Below are 15,520 nucleotides of genomic sequence, written 5' to 3'. Positions count from 1 at the left end.
GAGATCCGGGGGGTGAGCGCCATGGGGGGTGGTGAAGGGGCGGCAGGAAGCCTCAGCCGAGGCCGCCGCGCCCGATGACCTGTGCGTACCAGCGCGCGCTGTCCTTGACCGTACGGCGCTGGGTCGCGAAGTCGACATGGACGACGCCGAACCGCTTGCTGTAGCCGTAGGCCCACTCGAAGTTGTCCAGCAGCGACCAGAGGAAGTAGCCGCGGACCTGTGCGCCGTCCGTGATCGCCCGGTGGACGGCGCCGAGGTGGGAGTGGAGGTAGGCCACGCGCTCGGGGTCGTGGACGGCGCCGGAGGGGTCCGCGTAGTCGTCGTACGCCGCCCCGTTCTCGGTGACCATCAGCGGCGTGCCGGGCAGCTCGTCGCGGAGCCGGGTGAGCAGTTCGTACAGCCCGTCCGCGTCGACCGGCCAGTCCATGGCCGTACGCGGCCCGGGAGCCGGTACGAAGCGCACCCGGCCCTCGGCGCCCGGCCACGGCGAGGGCGTCTCCGAGGAGCCCGCGGCGACGACGGTGGGGGAGTAGTAGTTGATGCCCAGTGAGTCGATGGGCGCCGCGGCGGTCGCCAGGTCACCGTCCCGGACGAACGACCAGTCCGTCAGAGCGGCCGTGTCGGCGACGAGATCCTCCGGCAGCCGCCCGTGGAAGACCGGATCGAGGAAGATCCGGTTCCCCACGGCGTCGATCCTGCGCACCGCGTCGCGGTCGGCCGGTGTGTCGGTGAGCGGCCGCAGGGCATGCAGGTTGAGCGTCAGCGAGATCTCGGTTCCGCGCGGTGTCGTGTCGCGCAGCGCCCGGGTGGCCAGGCCGTGGGCAAGATTGAAGTGGTGGGCGGCGCGCAGCGCGGCGGCCGGGTCCGTACGGCCGGGGGCGTGCACCCCGGAGGAGTAGCCGAGGAAGGCCGCGCACCACGGCTCGTTGAGGGTGGTCCAGGTGGCCACCCGGTCGCCGAGGGCCTCGCCGGCGAGGCGCGCGTACTCCGCGAACCGCCCCGCCGTGTCCCGCTGCGGCCAGCCGCCCGCGTCCTCCAGCTCCTGCGGCAGGTCCCAGTGGTAGAGCGTGGCGACGGGCCTGATGTCCGCCGCCAGCAGCGCGTCGGCCAGCCGCCGGTAGAAGTCGAGGCCGCGCTGTACGGCCGGGCCGCGCCCCGTGGGCTGGACGCGCGACCAGGACACCGAGAAGCGGTAGTCGGTGACGCCCAGCTCCTTGAGGAGGGCGACGTCCTCCTCCATCCGGTGGTAGTGGTCGGCGGCGATGTCACCGGTGTCGCCGTTGCGTACCCGGCCGGGCGTGCGGCTGAAGGTGTCCCAGATGGACGGGGTACGGCCGTCCTCGGCGGCGGCGCCCTCGATCTGGTACGCGGCGGTGGCCGTACCCCACCGGAAGCCGGCGGGGAAGCGGGCCGTCACGGCGGTCTGGGGGTGAGCGTCGACAGCGGTCATGAAGAGGGGCTCCCGTGAGTGAGCGACGGAACAGTGAGGGTAGGGGTGGTGCGGGTGGTGGGGGGACGGCGCGCGGGGGCCCGGACCTGGGCGCCTTACGCGCGGGCTCAGGGGCCGGGCCCGGGGCGCCCGGGTTCAGCCCTTGACGGCGCCCTGCATGATGCCGCCGACGATCTGCCGGCCCAGCAGGCCGAAGACCAGCAGCACCGGCAGGGTGCCGAGCAGGGTGCCCGCCATGATCACGGACTGGTCGTGCACATAGCCGCCGCCGAGCTGGCGCAGGGCCACCTGGACGGTCGGGTTCTGCGAGGAGAGCGCGATGATCGGCCAGAAGAAGTCGTTCCACGCGGCCATGAAGGTCAGCATCCCGAGTACCGCCATCCCCGGCCGGGCGATGGGCACCACGATCGACCAGAAGATGCGCGCGGTGGAGGCGCCGTCGACCCGGGCGGCCTCGATGAGTTCGTCGGGCAGCGACTGCACCAGATACTGCCGCATGAAGAACACACCGAACGCGGAGACGAGCCCGGGCAGGATGACGGCCTGGAGCTGGTTGACCCACTGGAGCTCCGCGATCAGCATGAACAGCGGGATCACCCCGAGCTGCGGCGGGATCATCATCGTGCCGACGGTGACGGCGAGCAGCGCGCCGCGCCCGCGGAAGCGCAGCTTGGCGAAGGCGAAGCCGGCCAGTGTGCAGCACAGCACCGTCCCCACCGTGATCGATCCGGAGACGATCAGCGAGTTGAGGAGCGCCAGGCCGATGTCGGCCTCCTCCAGCACCGCCTGGAAGTTGTCGATGAGGTGCGGCCCCGGCAGCAGGGTCGGCGGCACTTTCGCCAGATCGGCGTTGGAGCGGCTGGCCGCGACGATCGTCCAGTAGAACGGGAACGCGGAGAAGAGCAGCGCGACGGTCAGGATCGCGTACGAGAGCTTGCCGCCGTGCATCGTGCGTCCGGCCCGGCGCCGGCGCCGGGCGGGCGCAGGCCGCCGCTCCTCCCCGTCGGGCGGGGACGGCGGGGTCGGCGGCGCGGTGAGGGTGGTCATCGGCCGGCCTCCTTACGCGAACGGCGGCGCGCGACCAGGGTGTTGACCCCGACGAGGACCAGGATGACCAGGAACATCACCCAGGCGATCGCGGCGGCCCGCCCCAGGTGGAAGAAGCCCCAGCCCTGCTCGTACAGGTAGAGACCGAGCGTCTGGTACTGGTGGGAGATGCCGCCCGAGATGGACCCCTCGAAGAGCAGGGGCTCACCGAAGAGCTGAGTGGCGCCGATGGTCGAGACGACGACGGTGAAGACGATCGTCGGGCGCAGCCCCGGCAGCGTGACGTGGAGGAACTGCCGCCAGCGCGACGCGCCGTCGACCTCGGCGGCCTCGTACAGCTCGTTCGGGATGGACTGCATGCCCGCCAGGTAGATCAGCGCGTTGTATCCGGTCCAGCGCCAGATCACGATGGTCGACACGGCGATCTGCGAGGCGACGGTACCGGTCTGCCAGTCCACCGGCGAGATGCCGACCAGCCCCAGCACGTAGTTGACCAGACCGAAGTCGCGGCCGAAGAGCTGGGCGAAGACCAGGGTCGCGGCGGCGACCGAGGTCGCGTAGGGCAGCAGCATCGCCGTACGGATGAAAGTGCGGCCGCGCAGCTTGTAGTTGAGGAGATGGGCCAGCCCCAGCGCCATCACCAGTTGCGGCACGGTCGAGAGCACACCGATGGTGAAGGTGTTGCGCAGCGCGGTCCAGAAGTACGTGTCGGTGAAGATCGCCGCGTAGTTGCCGAGGCCGCGCCACTCCATGTCGCCCGGCGTCTGCAACTCCACCCGGTAGAGCGAGACATACGCCGTGTAGAGCAGCGGGAAGAGCCCGAAGGCGGCGAACAGGGTGAAGAACGGGGCGAGATAGGCGTACGGCGAGAACGCGCGCCAGGAGCGGCGGACGGCGGACACCCGGGACGCCGGGGGCCCCGGCGCGGGCGGGGGCGCCGCCTTCGCGGTGGCGGTGAGGGTCATGGATCGGCCTTCGCAAGCGGGGGGGGAGAGAAGAGTGCCGGAGTCGGGGGAGGAGGGCGCCGGAGTCGAGGGAGAGGAGTCCCGGAGTCGGGGGAGGAGGGCGCCGGAGCCAGGAGAGAAGAGTGCCGGAGTCGGGGGAGGAGGGCGCCGGAGCCAGGAGAGAGGAGTGACGGAGCCCGGTGAGGAGCATGCCGGAGTCCGAGGGAAAGCGGCGTCGGCTGCTCCCGGCCCGTGCCTCCCGCCGGGTGCGGGGCGAACGGGCCTGGCCGGTCGCGGTCCCGGTCGGTCCCGGCCCCGGTCGGTGCGGGCCGGGACCGACCGGGGGCCGGGTCAGCCGATGACGTTGTCGACGCCCTTCTTCACCGTCGACCACGCCTTCGCGGACGGGGTGCCCTTACGTTCCACCTCGCTCAGCGCGTTGGTGATCTGCTGGGCGACATTGGCGTCGTGGACGCCGAGGACCTGTACGGGCGCGGCCTTGGCGGCGTCACCGAAGATCTGGCCGATCGGGGCGCCCGAGAAGTACGGGTCCTTCGCGTCGGCGACCTGTGCGATGGCGCCGGTGGACGACGGGAAGAGGCCCTGCTCACGGAAGAGCTTGGCCTGCTGCTCGGGCGCGGTGAGCCACTTGATCAGCTCGTACGCCTCCTTCTTGTGCTCGGCCGCGCGCGGTACGGAGAGGTACGAGCCGCCCCAGTTGCCGGCCCCGCCGGGCAGCTTGGCGATGTCCCACTTGCCCGAACCGGTGTCACCCGCCTGGCCCTTGATGTAGCTGAGCATCCACGCCGGGCACGGAATGGTGGCGAACGAGCCCGCCGCGAACGCCTGGTTCCACTGCGGCGACCACTGGTCGAGCTTGGCGCTCAGCCCGGCGCCCGCGGCTCCGACCGAGGTGTCCCACGCGGTCTTCACCGCCGGGTTCCGCTCGTAGACCAGCTTGCCGGAGGCGTCGTAGTACCGCTCCTTCTCCTGGCCGATCATGATCGAGTAGAGGCTGCCCACGCTGTCCAGCCAGGCGCTCTTCGCCGGTGCCTTGGCCATGTACTGCTTGCCCAGGTCGAGGTACCCCTCCCAGGTGGACCACTTCTGCGCCAGCTCGGCGCGGTCGGTCGGCAGCCCCGCCTTCTTGAACAGATCCGTCCGGTAGCACATCGCCTCGGGCCCGACATCCGTGCCGAGCCCCAGGATCCGGCCGTCCTGGGTCGTCGCCGCCGACCACTTGGCCTCGGCGAACTGGTCCTTGAGCGTGTCCGCGCCGTACTGCTTCAAGTCTTCGAACTTGTCGGACTGCTGCTGGGTGACCGAGGCGATCCGCCCGACCTCCACGCCCTGCACGTCGGCGAGACCGCCCCCGCCGGCCAGCCGGGTCTGGAGCGACTTCCAGTAGTCGGGCTCCTCCTGGGTGTCGCTCTGCTTGATCGTGATGTCCGGGTGGAGCTTCTGGTACTCCGCGTAGAGCCCGGCCTCCTGGTAGCCGAAGGATCCGAAGAGGTCGACGGTCAGCGTGACCTTGCCTCCCGCGCTGTCGGAGGTTCCCCCCGAGGAACCGGACCCGCAGGCGACGAGCAGTGTCCCGGAGAGCACGACCGCACCGAGACGGACCGCGGCCCTGCTGGCGGCTCGGGCGATGGGCATGAGAAGCCTCCCTTGGCTTCGGAGTACACACGAGAGCCGATTGAGAGCGCTCTCAGAATCTGGGGTGGAGCGTGCCCCGGGGCGCCCCACCCCGTCAAGACTCGAACGCATAACAGATGCCGTTGAGCGGTAACTCGCCTCCGTGTCCAACGTATTGACACTTCTGTTTCAGGAGTTTTACGTTGCCTGGGATCTGAGAGCGCTCTCTCGGTCGCCCCGGCGGCCACCGTCGGCGCTCCCGGCAGCCCGGCCGCCCCGGCGGTCACCCCCTACCGCGTGTCTCCCCGCGCGATCCCCCACAGACCCCCGCACACCCCCACAACTCCCCCCGCGAGGTGCCGTTCATGTCCGTCTCCCGTGCCAGACCAGCCGCCGCGCTGGTCCTGGTCAGCACTCTGGCCGCGCTCGGCCTCGGCCCCGCCGCCTCCCCGGCCGTGGCCGCCGACATCCCGGTCGGAGCGGGCAGTTACTCGGACAGCCGGCCCGCCGGCACGTCCGGCCCGACCACCAACACCGGCACCCCCGTCACCCCGAAGGTGACCGAGGCCGCCCGGAACGAGCCGGTGCCCACCAACGACTGGTGGTCCTCCCTGGCATTCCAGCGGTACGGCGACAACCCGTACTCCACGCCGATGTACGGCCACCCCCTCACCTACCAGGCGACCGCGGGCGGTCTGGAGGTCGGCTACCCGACCACCCCGGCGATCGTCGGCGAGGGCCGCCAGTACGAGTACGCCCACAAGGCCGATCTCACCCTGGGCCTGACCGGGCTCAACTCGCCCGACACCAAGGCCGACTCCTGGTCCGACTGGACGGTCACGCCCTACTGGTCCGACGGCGCCCGCACCCTGCGGACCACCATCGGCCACGGACTGCCCTTCGTCTACGCCAAGGGCTCCGGCGGCGACGCGCGGATCACCACCGCCGGCGCGCCCACCGTCTTCGCCGACGACGGCAACGTCCTCGGCATCACCGTCGCGGGCCACCACTACGCCCTGTTCGCGCCCACCGGCAGCGACTGGTCGGTGTCCGGTTCCACGGTCACCGCGGGGCTCGGCGCCAAGGACTACTTCTCCCTCGCCGTCCTGCCCTCCACCGACGCGCTGGCGACGTACCGGAAGTACGCGTACAGCTTCGTCACCGGCTCCGAGGTGAGCTGGAGCACCGACGCCGGTACGGTCAGGGCGACCTACCGGCTCACCACCCAGCCGCAGGAGGGCACCGAGACCGGCACCCTCCAGGCCCTCTACCGGCACCAGTGGCTGCACACCACCGACGCGCTCACCCCGTACACCTATGTCTCACCGCGCGGCACGATGAAGGTCCGCGAGGCCACCTCCTTCACCACGAGCCAGCAGACCTCCGGGGTGCTGCCGGCGCTGCCCGCGGGCGGCGGTGTGGACCGGGCGCGGCTCAAGGGGTATCTGGACGAGGCGGCGAACGCGGCCGATCCGTTCTCCGGCGCGACCGACACGTACTGGACCGGCAAGGCGCTGGGCCGCCTCGCCCAACTGGTCCCCGTGGCCGACCAGATCGGCGAGGGCGCGACGCGTGACAAGCTGCTCGGCCTGCTCAAGGGCAGGCTGGAGGAGTGGTTCACGGCGGGCGGCGCGAGCGAGTTCAGCTACGACCAGCAGTGGAAGACACTCATCGGCTACCCGGCGTCGTACGGCAGCGACACCGAACTGAACGACCACCACTTCCACTACAGCTACTACGTCTACGCCGCGGCGATCGTCGCCCAGTACGACCAGGCGTGGGCCGCCGACGCCAACTGGGGCTCGATGGTGAAGACGCTGGTGCGCGACGCGGCCAACCCCAGCCGCACCGACGCCGACTTCCCCTTCCTGCGCGGCTTCGACGTGTACGCGGGCCACAGCTGGGCCTCCGGACACCAGGGCTTCGCCGCGGGCAACAACCAGGAGTCGTCCTCGGAGTCCACCAACCTCAGCGCCGCCCTGGTGCTGTGGGGCTCCGCCACCGGCGACACCCAACTGCGCGACCTGGGAAGCTATCTGCTGGCCACCGAGTCCGAGGCGATCGCCCAGTACTGGTTCGACGCCGACCAGGAGGTCTTCCCCTCCTCGTACGGCCATGACACCGTCGGCATGGTCTGGGGCAGCGGCGCCGCGTACTCCACCTGGTGGACCGCCAACCCCGAGGAGATCCACGGCATCAACGTCCTCCCCGTCACCGGTGGTTCGCTCCACCTGGCCCGCGAGAAGGACGCCATCAGGCGCAATCTCGCCGAGATGCAGCGGGAGAACGGCGGCCCCGCCGTCGAATGGCGGGACATCCTCTGGGAGTTCGAGGCGCTCGCCGACCCCGCGGCCGCCAAGGCCAAGTGGGACGCGGGCGGCGCGGGCTACACGCCGGAGGCCGGCGAGTCCAGGGCCCACACCTACCACTGGATCGCCACACTGGACGCGCTGGGCGCCCCCGACGCGACGGTGACCGGCTCCCTGCCCACCTCGGCCGTCTTCAGCAGGAACGGGGTACGGGTCTACGCGGCGCACAACTTCGGCGCCACCGCCACCACCGTCACCTTCTCGGACGGTACGACGCTCGACGTCCCGGCCCGGTCCACCGCGACGAAGTAGCGGACGCTCCCGGTCCACCGGCGGACGTTCCGCCGACGGATCCACCGGTGCGGCGGGGCACGGCTCAGGCCGAGTCCCGCCGCACCAGCGTGGTCGGTGTGATCACGGAGGCGGGCGCGGTGGAGCCCTCCCGGTCCCGGTCCAGCCCGCGCAGCAGCAGCCGCGCCATCAGCCGCCCCTGCCCCTCGATGTCCTGCTGCACGGTCGTCAGCGCCGGGGCCGTGGTCCCCACCACCGCGTCCATGTCGTCGAAACCCACCACCGCCACATCGCCGGGCACCGAACGGCCCCGCTCCTTCAGCACCCGGAGCGCACCCGCCGCCATCAGGTCGTTCGCGGCGAACACCGCGTCCAGATCGGGGCGGCGCTCCAGCAGCTCCGCCATCGCCCGCGCCCCGCTCTCCTCGGTGAACGCGCCCTCCGCGAGCAGCGCCGGATCCTCGTCCATCAGCACGTCCCGGTAGCCGTCGAGCCGGTCCATGGCCGAGGTCTGGTCGAGCGGCCCCGCGATGTGCGCGATCCGCCGCCGCCCCAGCTCCCGCAGATAGCGCACGGCCTCCCGGGCACCGCCGCGGTTGTCGGCGTCCACGTACGGCACGTCCTGCTGGTCCGCGGCCGACGTCCAGCCCGGCCGGCCCCCGTACACCGTCGGGATCCCGGCCCGCCGGGTGATCGCCGGTATCGGGTCGTCGGTGTGCAGGGAGAAGGCGAGCGCGCCGTCGACATGGCCGCCCGCCAGATAGCGGGCGATCCGGTCGTAGTCACCGGGCCCCTCCAGCAGAAGGAGCACCAACTGGGTGTCGTGCGCGGTCAGCTCCTTGCTGATCCCGCGGATCTGCTGGGAGAAGAACGGATCGGAGAAGATCCGGATCTCCGGCTCCGCGATGATCACCGCGACCGCGCCGGTGCGCCGGGTGACCAGGGAGCGGGCCGCGTGGTTCGGGACGTACCCCAGCTCGTCGACGGCCCGCCGCACCTTGTCGACCAGCGGCCTGCGTACCCCCGCGCCGCCGTTGACGACCCGGGAGGCCGTGGCCCGGGAGACACCGGCGCGCGCCGCGACGGCTTCCAGAGTGGGGCGTGCCCCAGGGGGCGGCTCGGACACGACGTGCGCTCCTCGTCGGTGGATACGGCGGACCGCGCGGCAGCGGCGCCCGCGCGGGGGCGCGGCGCGGCAGCCGGACGGACCACCAGACTAGCCGCTGACCATGGTCGCTGAGAGCGCTCCCATACGCCCGCGGCCCCTGACGTTCCCCCGACCTTCCCCGGCATTCCCCCCGGTCCCGCCTCCGGTGTCCTCCTGATGTCTCCCCGATCCCAGGACTGCCCTCTTTTGAACGGGAGTTGACCGGGGTAGCTTCCGCCCCATGGAGATCCGGTCGCGGGGTGCCCGCAGGTCGTACGGACGAAGGTCGCGCCGCGTGCTCGCCGCGGCGGCCTCCGTCGCGCTGTTCGGGGTCCTGCTCACCCCGTCCCTGGCCCAGGGCGCCGAGCCGGGCGCCCCGCCCGGCGTGAGCGCCGAGCGGGTCAAGGAGAGCCGGCCCGTCTACTCGTACGAGGACGCGGTCAGGGAGTCCGTCTGGGTCGACACCGGACTCGACGCCGACGAGGACGGCGAGGCCGACCGCGTCGCCGTCGACATCGTCCGCCCCCGCGAGCCGGCCCTCCAGGGCCGCAAGATCCCCGTGATCATGGACGCGAGCCCCTACTACTCCTGCTGCGGACGGGGCAACGAGAGCCAGCGCAAGACCTACGACGCGAACGGCGACCCGGCGGGCTTCCCCCTGCACTACGACAACTACTTCGTCCCGCGGGGCTACGCCTTCGTCGCCGTCGACCTGACCGGCACCAACCGCTCCGACGGCTGCGTGGACACCGGCGGGCGCTCCGACGTCCAGTCCGCCAAAGCCGTCGTCGACTGGCTCAACGGCCGCGCCCGCGCCTACGGCAGCCGCACCGGCACCGACCCCGTCCGGGCGGGGTGGACCACCGGCGCCACCGGCATGATCGGCAAGAGCTACGACGGCACCATCGCCAACGCCGTGGCCGCCACCGGCGTCGAGGGACTCAGGACGATCGTCCCGATCGCCGCCATCTCCTCCTGGTACGACTACTACTTCGCGCAGGGCGCGCCCCTCAACCGTTCGAGCCCGGCCTGGCTCTCCGACTACGTGGAGAGCCCCGAGGCCCGCGCCCGCTGCCAGGCGGTCCAGCAACGGCTTGTCGACGGCGCCCCCCGCAGCGGCGACCGGACCCCCCTGTGGACCGAGCGCGACTACGTGCGGAACGCGGCCAAGGTGAAGGCCAGCGTCTTCGCCGTCCACGGCATGCAGGACCTCAACGTCCGTACGAAGCACCTCGGCCAGTGGTGGGACGCGCTCGCCGACGCCGGCGTGGAGCGCAAGATCTGGCTCTCCCAGACCGGCCACGTCGACCCGTTCGACTTCCGCCGCGCCACCTGGGTCACCACCCTGCACCGCTGGTTCGACCACTACCTCCTCGGTTACGAGAACGGCATCGACCGCGAGCCCATGGCGGACATCGAACGCGCCCCCGACCGGTGGACCACCGACCGGGTCTGGCCCCCGCGCACCACCGCCGCCACGACCCTGCGCCCCGCGAGCGGCGCACAGCCCGGCGTCGGCACGCTCGGCCGTACACCTGCCGCGCCCGGCTCCACCGAGACCTTCACCGACGACCGGAGCCTCGGCGAGTACGACTGGGCCGCCGACATCGACCGGTCCACCCCCGGCAAGACCGGCTTCGTCACCCGGGCCCTCAGCCAGGACCTGCGGCTGTCCGGCTCCTCCCGGGTGACCGTCACGGCCACCCCGTCCACCTCGACCGCCCATCTCTCCGCGGTCCTGGTCGATCTCGGCCCCGACACCATCCGGGACTACGGCGCCTCCGGCGAGGGCATCACCACCCTCACCGAACGCACCTGCTGGGGCCCGAGTACCACGGCCGACAGCTCCTGTTACCGGGAGACCGCGGCTCGCACCGCGGACGTGGGGTACAACATCGTCAGCCGCGGCTGGGCCGATCTGGGCACCTACGCGTCCCCGGACCAGGGCCGCCCGCTCACCCCCGGCACGCGGTACACGATCACCCTCGAACTCGCCGCGACCGACCATGTCGTCCCCGCCGGGCACCGGCTTGCGCTGATCGTCGCCGGTACGGACCAGGGGCTCATCGAACCGCCGTCCACCACCCCCACGCTCACCCTCGACCTCGCCCGCACCGCCGCGCACGTCCCGTTCGTCGGCGGCGCCCGGGCGTTCGCCCGCGCCACGACCGGCGCCGCGCCCCCGCAGGACGCGCCCCGCACGCCCCTCACCGCCGGCGTGACCGAGCCCCGCCCGACCCCTCCGATCCCGGGAGACCGCATCCGATGAGGACGACGACGGAAATGAAGCCGGCCCTGACGGCAGGAATACGCGCTTTGGTCCTGGCCGCGTGCTCGGTGGCCCTTGTCCTGCCGACCGCCATGGTCCCCGCGCACGCCGCGCCCACGGCTGCCGGACCGGCCCCGGGCATGGCATCGTCGGTCGCGTCCGACGCGCCCCGTACGGGCTTCGAGACCAGTGACGGCGCCGACTGGACCAGCCAGCCGCAGGAGCAGGAGTTCCTCTCCGCCGTCGTCCGGGGCGGCGACCGCGTCTCCCTCCGCACCATCGGCACCACCCGGCAGGGCCGCCCGCTCCAGCTCGTCGAACTCGGCGCGCGGCGCGCCCCCGTCACCGTCCTGCTGGTGTGCAGCCAGCACGGCAACGAACCGTCGGGACGCGAGGCGTGCCTCTCCACCGTCCGTGACCTCGCCTACGCCCAGGACCGCGCGACGCGGCGCTTCCTGGACCGTACGAGCGTCCTGGTCGTGCCCACCGCCAACCCGGACGGCCGCGCCGCCGACACCCGCGGCAACTCCGACGGCGTAGACATCAACCGCGACCACATCGAACTCACCACCGCCGAGGCCCGCGCCATGGCCGCCGTCATCCGCGACCGGGGCCCGGACGTCATCTACGACCTCCACGAGTACGGCGCCACCCCGCCCTACTACGACAAGGACCTCTTCGACCTCTGGCCGCGCAACCTCAACACCGCCCCCGGCGTGCACGACGCGTCGCGGAGCCTGTCCGAGCGGTACGTACGCCCCGCGGCCACGGCCGCGGGCCACTCCATCGGCACGTACGGCATCTGGACCGACCCGGTGACCGGCGACCCCATCCGGCAGACCGCGGGCGACGGCCAGGAACGCATCCTGCGCAACGCGGCGGGCGTCAAGCACTCCGTCGGCCTGCTCATCGAGAGCCGCGTCAACGCGCTGACCGACGCCGAGAAGGCCGACCCGTCCCTCAACCACCGGCGCCGGGTGACCAGCCAGCTCGACTCCCTGGGCGGTCTGTTCACCTTCACCGACGAGCGCCGGACCCGGATCGCGGCGGCCACCGCCGCCGCCCGGCTGGCCGGACTGAAGGACCGGGGACCGATCTATCTCGGCGGCGCCGACAACGACCCCGCGGCCCCCGACCGGATCATCCAGGACCCGCCCTGCGGCTACCGGCTCGACGCCGCGCAGTACGCGGAGGTCAAGGACGAACTCGCCCTGCACGGCGTGGTGTCCGTCCCCGTGGGGGAGGGCGCGTTCGTACCGCTGCGCCAGTCCCGGCGGGCACTGGCGGCGCTGCTCCTCGACGAGCGGGCCGACTACCACCTGACCGAGGCCACCCCCGCCGCCTGCTGACCCCCGGGAGCCGGGTGGCCGGAGTCCGGAGCCGACAGCGGGGAGCCGGACCCGACGCACCCCGCGGGTCCGAGCCCCGACCCGGGCCGCCCCGGCCCCCGGCCTCCCGTGGGGTGCTCAGCCGACGGCCAGCCGCGCGGCCTCCTCGGCGCACCCCCAGGCCACGGTGACGCCCGCGCCGCCGTGCCCGTAGTTGTGCACCAGCCGCCCGCCGCCGGGCAGGGGTACGGCCTCCAGCCGCACCCGGGGGCGGGCCGGCCGCAGCCCCACCCGGTGCTCCAGCACCCGCGCGCCCGCCAACGCGGGCACCACCCGCGCGCAGAGCGCCACGATCGCGTCGGCCTCCTCCTGGTCCGGGCCCAGATCCCAGGAGCCCTCGGTCGCTGTCCCGCCGAGCAGCACCCCGTACGGCTGCGGCATCACGTACGTCATCTCGTGCGCGCCGGGCAGCGCCCCCACGAACCACTCCTCGACGCCCGGGTTCTCCACGACCACCACCTGCCCGCGCACCGGATGGACCGACACGTCCGGCACAAGCTCCCGGGCGCCCAGCCCCGTGCAGTCCACCACGGCGGGCGCCACGGCGGCCGGCTCGCCGAAACCCGTGACCGAGTGCCGTTCGACCGTGCCGCCCGCGGCCCGCAGCCGTGCCTTCAGGTACCGCAGATAGACCGGCATGTCGATCAGCGGAACCTCGGCCCGCAGCCCCTGGCCGACCCCCTCGGGCAGTTCACCGGGGCGCGCCTCACGCAGCCCCCGCACCCGGGAGGCCCAGCTCCCCAGCCCCTCGATCCGGGTGTGCGCCATCAGACCGGGGACGATCCGTACCCCGGTCCGCTCCGCGTCCGCCGCGAGCCGCTCGTACCGCTCCAGCGACAGCTCCAGCCAGGGACCGACCTGCCGGGCCGGCTCGATGCGGTACGGCCAGATGAGCGCCCCCGCCACCGCCGAGGTGGTCCTGGCCACCGGATCACGCGTCCACAGCCCCACCCGCTGACCGCTCTCCGCCAGCACCACCGCCGTCGTCAGCCCGATGACCCCACCACCGACCACGATCACATCGCACGTTCCGCCGCTCATGCACCGACCCTATAAGTCCGGAGGAGCGCCCTCCGCCCCTCAATATCCGCTGGACGCCCCCGCGTTGCGGAGGAGACCCTGCTCTCCTGCCCTCACCCGCGGGACGGACCTCCCCCGACAACGGACGCGGACGGCCCCGGACGGCCCCGGACGCGCCGCTCCGGCGGGCCTGCCGCGACCGGCACTCCGCTACGATCGGACGCTCTGATGACTGCCACACTTGTAGCCAAGGACCTCGCCGCGGGACACGGCGACCGCTCGCTCTTCTCCGGGCTCGACCTCGTCGTCGCGCCCGGCGACGTGATCGGGCTCGTGGGCGCCAACGGCGCGGGGAAGTCCACCCTGCTCCGGCTGCTCGCCGGACTCGACACACCCGAGGACGGGGCGCTGCGTCTCTCGCCGCCCACCGCCGCCGTCGGCCACCTCCCGCAGGAGCCGGAGCGCCGCGCGGGGGAGACCGTACGGGACTTCCTGGGCCGCAGGACCGGGGTCACCGCCGCGCAGACCGCCCTGGACGAGGCCACCCAGGCGCTCGTCGACGGCGCGCCGGGCGCGGACGACGCCTATGCCGCCGGTCTGGAGCGCTGGCTCGCCCTCGGCGGCGCCGACCTCGACGAGCGCGCCGAGGAGACCGCGGCCTCGCTGGGCCTGACCGTCGGCCTCGACCAGCCCATGACCAGCCTCTCCGGCGGCCAGGCGGCCCGCGCGAGCCTCGCCTCCCTGCTGCTCTCCCGGTACGACGTCTTCCTGCTGGACGAACCGACCAACGACCTGGACCTCGACGGTCTGGAACGCCTGGAGAAGTTCGTCTCCGGACTGCGCGCCGGCACGGTCGTCGTCAGCCACGACCGCGAATTCCTCGTCCGTACGGTCACCAAGGTCCTCGAACTCGACCTGGCGCAGCAGAAGATCACCCTTTTCGGCGGCGGCTACGACGCCTATCTGGAGGAGCGCGAGCGGGCCCGGCGCCACGCCCGCGAGGAGTACGAGGAGTTCGCGGACAAGAAGGCGGCCCTGGAGACCCGGGCCCACACCCAGCGCTCCTGGATGGAGAAGGGCGTCAAGAACGCCCGGCGCAAGGCGACCGACAACGACAAGATCGGCCGCAACCTCCGTACGGAGTCCACCGAGAAGCAGGCAGCCAAGGCGCGCCAGACGCAGCGGATGATCGAACGCCTCGACGTGGTCGAGGAGCCGCGCAAGGAGTGGGAACTGCGGATGGAGATCGCCTCCGCGGATCGTTCCGGCGCGGTCGTCGCGACCCTGAACGGCGCCGAAGTCACCCGTGGCGGTTTCCACTTCGGCCCCGTCACGCTCCAGATCGACCGCGCCGACCGCGTCGCCATCACCGGCGCCAACGGCAGCGGCAAGTCCACCCTGCTCGCCGCGCTCCTCGGCCGGCTCCCGCTGGACACGGGGCACGCCACCCTCGGCTCCGGTGTGCTCGTCGGCGAGGTCGACCAGGCCCGGGCCCTCTTCCACGGCCCGGAAACCCTGCTGGACGCCTTCCGCCCGGCCGTCCCCGACACCGAGCCCGCCGAGCTGCGTACGCTCCTCGCCAAGTTCGGCCTCAAGTCGGACCATCTGCTCCGCCCCGCGACCACCCTCTCCCCGGGCGAACGCACCCGCGCGGCCCTCGCGCTCCTCCAGGGCCGGGGCGTGAACCTCCTCGTCCTGGACGAGCCGACGAACCATCTGGACCTGCCCGCGATCGAACAGCTGGAGTCGGCGCTCGACTCCTACGACGGCACGCTCCTGCTGGTGACGCACGACCGCAGAATGCTGAACGCGGTCCGCACGACCCGCCGTCTCGATGTGGCCGCGGGCCGCGTCACGGAAATCTGAGGCCTTTCGCCCCGGACCCCGCCGGGCCGGTCCGGGCGAGAGCCCCGGGCCCCGGACCACGGGCCCCGGACCACGGGCCCCGGACCACGGGCCCCGGACCACGGGCCCCGGACCACGGGCCCCGGACCACGGGCCCCGGACCACGGGCCCCGGA

10 protein-coding genes are annotated in these 15,520 nt (G+C 72.6%); 4 read left to right on the top strand and 6 right to left on the bottom strand.

The window, feature by feature from the left end; translation table 11 throughout:
• Positions 1 to 52: 52 nt before the first annotated feature.
• From ACFXKG_RS03790 to ACFXKG_RS03775, 4 genes are all read right to left on the bottom strand, one after another.
• Positions 53 to 1,450, bottom strand: coding sequence for a GH1 family beta-glucosidase (locus tag ACFXKG_RS03790; RefSeq protein WP_384831843.1), 1,398 nt, complete (start codon positions 1,448 to 1,450; stop codon positions 53 to 55).
• Positions 1,451 to 1,585: 135 nt separating this feature from the next.
• Positions 1,586 to 2,497 carry a carbohydrate ABC transporter permease gene (locus ACFXKG_RS03785; protein WP_384831840.1) on the bottom strand — a complete coding sequence of 304 codons (912 nt, stop codon included), beginning with the start codon at positions 2,495 to 2,497 and terminating at the stop codon, positions 1,586 to 1,588.
• Positions 2,494 to 3,462 (bottom strand): carbohydrate ABC transporter permease, encoded by a 969-nt coding sequence (locus ACFXKG_RS03780; protein ID WP_384831837.1) that lies wholly within the window; start codon positions 3,460 to 3,462, stop codon positions 2,494 to 2,496. The genes ACFXKG_RS03785 and ACFXKG_RS03780 overlap by 4 nt, the downstream gene beginning before the upstream one ends.
• A gap of 330 nt (positions 3,463 to 3,792) precedes the next feature.
• Positions 3,793 to 5,097 (bottom strand): ABC transporter substrate-binding protein, encoded by a 1,305-nt coding sequence (locus ACFXKG_RS03775; protein WP_384831834.1) that lies wholly within the window; start codon positions 5,095 to 5,097, stop codon positions 3,793 to 3,795.
• A 344-nt stretch (positions 5,098 to 5,441) separates the two neighbouring features.
• On the opposite strand from ACFXKG_RS03775, the gene ACFXKG_RS03770 reads away from it, so the two are divergent.
• Positions 5,442 to 7,697, top strand: a complete 2,256-nt coding sequence (locus tag ACFXKG_RS03770; RefSeq protein WP_384831831.1) for a glycosyl hydrolase — start codon at positions 5,442 to 5,444, stop codon at positions 7,695 to 7,697.
• A gap of 64 nt (positions 7,698 to 7,761) precedes the next feature.
• On the opposite strand, the gene ACFXKG_RS03765 is transcribed toward ACFXKG_RS03770, so the two are convergent.
• Positions 7,762 to 8,802, bottom strand: coding sequence for a LacI family DNA-binding transcriptional regulator (locus ACFXKG_RS03765; protein WP_384831828.1), 1,041 nt, complete (start codon positions 8,800 to 8,802; stop codon positions 7,762 to 7,764).
• 262 nt (positions 8,803 to 9,064) lie between these two features.
• On the opposite strand from ACFXKG_RS03765, the gene ACFXKG_RS03760 reads away from it, so the two are divergent.
• Both ACFXKG_RS03760 and ACFXKG_RS03755 read left to right on the top strand, forming a co-directional pair.
• Complete coding sequence (locus tag ACFXKG_RS03760; RefSeq protein WP_384831825.1) at positions 9,065 to 11,092, top strand: Xaa-Pro dipeptidyl-peptidase; 2,028 nt, start codon at positions 9,065 to 9,067, stop codon at positions 11,090 to 11,092.
• The gene (locus ACFXKG_RS03755; protein WP_384831822.1) at positions 11,089 to 12,441 is read left to right on the top strand and encodes a M14 family metallocarboxypeptidase; all 1,353 of its coding nucleotides are present in this window, start codon (positions 11,089 to 11,091) and stop codon (positions 12,439 to 12,441) included. Before ACFXKG_RS03760 ends, ACFXKG_RS03755 begins: the two co-directional genes overlap by 4 nt.
• A gap of 117 nt (positions 12,442 to 12,558) precedes the next feature.
• On the opposite strand, the gene ACFXKG_RS03750 is transcribed toward ACFXKG_RS03755, so the two are convergent.
• Positions 12,559 to 13,521, bottom strand: coding sequence for an FAD-dependent oxidoreductase (locus tag ACFXKG_RS03750; protein WP_384831819.1), 963 nt, complete (start codon positions 13,519 to 13,521; stop codon positions 12,559 to 12,561).
• A 207-nt stretch (positions 13,522 to 13,728) separates the two neighbouring features.
• Between ACFXKG_RS03750 and ACFXKG_RS03745 the strand changes: the two genes are divergently transcribed.
• Positions 13,729 to 15,366 carry an ABC-F family ATP-binding cassette domain-containing protein gene (locus ACFXKG_RS03745; protein ID WP_384831816.1) on the top strand — a complete coding sequence of 546 codons (1,638 nt, stop codon included), beginning with the start codon at positions 13,729 to 13,731 and terminating at the stop codon, positions 15,364 to 15,366.
• The last annotated feature ends 154 nt before the right edge of the window (positions 15,367 to 15,520 follow it).

The sequence above is a fragment of the Streptomyces sp. NPDC059255 genome (assembly GCF_042752355.1).
GTDB lineage: Bacteria > Actinomycetota > Actinomycetes > Streptomycetales > Streptomycetaceae > Streptomyces.
The sequence above is the reverse complement of the archived record's forward strand: the minus strand, read 5'-3'. Positions and strand labels throughout refer to the sequence as shown.

Bases quoted from the DNA above. Each gene is read 5' to 3' on its own strand.
- ACFXKG_RS03790 (WP_384831843.1), bottom strand. From the start codon at position 1,450: ATGACCGCTGTCGACGCTCACCCCCAGACCGCCGTGACGGCCCGCTTC.
- ACFXKG_RS03785 (WP_384831840.1), bottom strand. From the start codon at position 2,497: ATGACCACCCTCACCGCGCCGCCGACCCCGCCGTCCCCGCCCGACGGG.
- ACFXKG_RS03780 (WP_384831837.1), bottom strand. From the start codon at position 3,462: ATGACCCTCACCGCCACCGCGAAGGCGGCGCCCCCGCCCGCGCCGGGG.
- ACFXKG_RS03775 (WP_384831834.1), bottom strand. From the start codon at position 5,097: ATGCCCATCGCCCGAGCCGCCAGCAGGGCCGCGGTCCGTCTCGGTGCG.
- ACFXKG_RS03770 (WP_384831831.1), top strand. From the start codon at position 5,442: ATGTCCGTCTCCCGTGCCAGACCAGCCGCCGCGCTGGTCCTGGTCAGC.
- ACFXKG_RS03760 (WP_384831825.1), top strand. From the start codon at position 9,065: ATGGAGATCCGGTCGCGGGGTGCCCGCAGGTCGTACGGACGAAGGTCG.
- ACFXKG_RS03755 (WP_384831822.1), top strand. From the start codon at position 11,089: ATGAGGACGACGACGGAAATGAAGCCGGCCCTGACGGCAGGAATACGC.
- ACFXKG_RS03750 (WP_384831819.1), bottom strand. From the start codon at position 13,521: ATGAGCGGCGGAACGTGCGATGTGATCGTGGTCGGTGGTGGGGTCATC.
- ACFXKG_RS03745 (WP_384831816.1), top strand. From the start codon at position 13,729: ATGACTGCCACACTTGTAGCCAAGGACCTCGCCGCGGGACACGGCGAC.